This is a genomic window from Saccharomonospora iraqiensis subsp. paurometabolica YIM 90007 (assembly GCF_000231035.2).
Classification (GTDB): Bacteria; Actinomycetota; Actinomycetes; order Mycobacteriales; family Pseudonocardiaceae; genus Saccharomonospora; species Saccharomonospora paurometabolica.
Window position 1 is genome coordinate 112853 of sequence record NZ_KI912209.1, and the last position, 2738, is coordinate 115590.

Annotated in this window: 3 protein-coding genes; 1 reads left to right on the forward strand and 2 read right to left on the reverse strand. The window is 73.6% G+C overall.

Annotated features, from left to right (window positions below):
• Positions 1-617, reverse strand: a 617-nt coding sequence (locus SACPADRAFT_RS0203955; protein WP_007027182.1) for an EI24 domain-containing protein, incomplete at its 3' end; no start/stop codon positions are given.
• Positions 618-797: 180 nt separating this feature from the next.
• Between SACPADRAFT_RS0203955 and SACPADRAFT_RS0203960 the strand changes: the two genes are divergently transcribed.
• Complete coding sequence (locus SACPADRAFT_RS0203960) at positions 798-1346, forward strand: DUF5134 domain-containing protein (RefSeq protein ID WP_007027181.1); 549 nt, start codon at positions 798-800, stop codon at positions 1344-1346.
• Positions 1347-1413: 67 nt separating this feature from the next.
• Here the strand turns inward: SACPADRAFT_RS0203960 and SACPADRAFT_RS25445 are convergent.
• The coding region (locus tag SACPADRAFT_RS25445) for an aldehyde dehydrogenase family protein (RefSeq protein ID WP_007027180.1) at positions 1414-2738 on the reverse strand (1325 nt) is incomplete at its 5' end.

Here is a 2738-nt window from a genome sequence, read left to right on the forward strand (position 1 = left end):
AGGCCCCGCCGCCCGCGCAGCGCCGCGCGCCGCCGCGCGAGGTCCATCCCGCGCCGGGTGAACGGTACCGCGACCAGTTCGAGCGCGAGGAACCACGCCGTCACCAGCGCCAGCAGCACCGGCACGACCGTCTGCCCCAGCACCGGGACGAACCCCGCGACGAACAACGGGATCGTCCACGCGAGCGACCGCAGGACGAGCTCGACGCCGTCCCGGATCCCCGTCCACACCGACCGCCACCACGGGATGTCCGCCTCCGCGACCGGCCCGTCGAGGTCGTCCTCCACCTTCTCCGCGATGTGCTCGTAGAAGGGGCCGCCCACGGCCAGCGTCAGCGCCGAGAAACCGATCAGTCCGACCGCCAGCGCACCACCGGCCAGGGCGACGCCCGCGACCACCCGCACCGCCGTCCGCCACTGTGCGTCCCAGCCGTCCGCGAACGGCGTGACCAGCGCGGCCAGGTCGTCGATCGAGGACACCAACGCCACGAGCCCGGCGAGCAGCAGCAGCAGGGTCAGGACCACCGGCAACGCGCCGATCAGCAACAACCGTGGCGACCGGGCCAGAATCCCCAGCCCCCGCCCGAACATCCGCACGCCCGTCACGAAATCCCGCACGGCGCATGTCTATCAGCGCAGGCACCCGCCGCCCGGCCCGGCCCGGCTCCGGGCACGGTGTGACCGTCCGACGGCCCCCACCGTTCGCCGGACCGGCGGTACCGGACCCGCGCCCCGCCGGTCGATCATCGGGGACCGACACCCTGACGACCACGACCGCGGGAGGCTCGGGCACCGAACATGACGGAGACGGGACTCCTGCCGGACTGGGTCCGGCTCCTCTGGGTCTGTGTGCTGTGCGTCGTCGGTCTCCTGCACACCCAGCACCTCGTGACCATGCGCGGCAGCACCCGCTACTGGCACGCGGGCCACGTGCTGATGGCGGTCGGCATGGCCTCGATGTACCTCCCGCCGCCGGCGCGGTTCGTCCCGCCCACCGTCGCGGTGGCCGTGTTCGGCGCCGCGTGCGCGGTGTCCGTGGCCGCCGCCGTGGTCGTGCGCCTGCGCACGGGGACGACCGAGCTGCTGTGGCTGCTGTCCGGCCTCGAGATGGCGGCCATGGTCTACATGCTCCCGCCGCTGTCCGCCCGCTCCCTCCCGCTCAGCCTCGCGATCGCCGCCTACCTCGTCGTGGTCGGGGTGCTCTGGGCCTCCGGCCGGTTGGACCGGCACTACCCGCCGCGTTCGGCGATCCGCCTGCGGCCCGGGCACCACCGGACGACCCCGGCGTTGCGATTCAGCCTCTGCGCGATGGCGTTGGGGATGGCCCACATGATCGTGGCGATGTGACCGGGGACCACCCGGTGGCGGTCCGGCCGGGCCGCCCCGCCGGTGCCCACGCCGGGACGCGGAGCGCTCAGGCGGGGAAGCTGACGGCATGGGTGTCCAGGAACTCCCGGATGCCCTCGATCCCCATCTCGCGGCCCATGCCGCTGTGGTCGAACCCGCCGAACGGGGCGCGTTCATCGAGATGGGCGGCGCCGTGGGCGTTGACGAACGTGTACCCGGCGCGCAGCCGGGCCGCGACCGCACCCGCGTGGTCGAGGTCGGCCGACCACACCGACGAGGACAGGCCCGCCCACGTGTCGTTCGCCCGGGCGAGGGCGTCCGACTCGTCGTCGAAGGGCAGGATCGGCACGGTCGGGCCGAACTGCTCCCCGGTCACCACACGGAGGTCGTCGGCCGGGTCCAGCACCAGCGACGGCCGGAGGAAGTTCCCCCGGGACAAATCCGCCCCGTCGGCCGCGGCGCCGAACTCGCGGACCTCGGCACCGGACGAGCGGGCCTCGGCGACCAGCTGCTCGACGTAGTCCTTCTGCCGGGGGCTGTGCAGCGGCCCCATCGTGACCGGTTCGGCCAGGCCGTGCCCGAGCACCGTGCCGGACAGCAGCTCCGACAGGCCGTCGACCACCTCGTCGTAGCGGGAGCGGTGCACGTAGACCCGTTTCGCGGCCATGCAGACCTGCCCGGTGGAGTCGAAGATCCCCCCGAACAGCGTCTGCATCGCCTCGCCGGAGAGGTCGGCGTCGGCGAGCACGAGCGCGGGATCGTTGCCGCCCAGTTCCAGTGCCACGCGGGTCAGCGAGCCCGAGGCCATCTGCATGATCTTCCGGCCACCGCCCGTGCTCCCGGTGAAGCACACCTTGCGCACCGGCTCCCCCGCCACCAGGGTCTCCCCGATCTCGGAGTCCTCACCGGTGACGACGTTCAGCACGCCCGGCGGGAGCGACCGCGCCAGCGTCTCCACCGTGCGCACCGTCGCCAGCGGCGCGGTGGGCGGCGGCTTCACCACCACGGTGTTGCCCGCAACCAGCGCGTACGCCAGCGACGCCCCCAGAATCGCCAGCGGCCAGTTGAACGGCACGATGATCGTCGTGGCGCCCAGCGGCCGGTAGGTCACCTCGGTGCGGAACGGCGGCGCGGCCAGGTGGGTCGTCTGCCGCTCCAGCTCGCCCGCGAGCCCGGCCGCGAGGCGGCAACGGTGCTCGAACACCGCCGAGTCGATCACGGATTCCATCCGGATCTTGCCGTTCTCCCGCGTCAGGATGCCGGCGACCGCCTCCCGGTCGGCCTCCAACGGCTCCAGCGCCGCGCTCAGCAACTCGGCGCGTTCGGACGGGCTCCGCGCCGCCCACGCGGGAAACGCCCGATCGGCCGCGGCGACCGCGGCCGAGGCCTGCT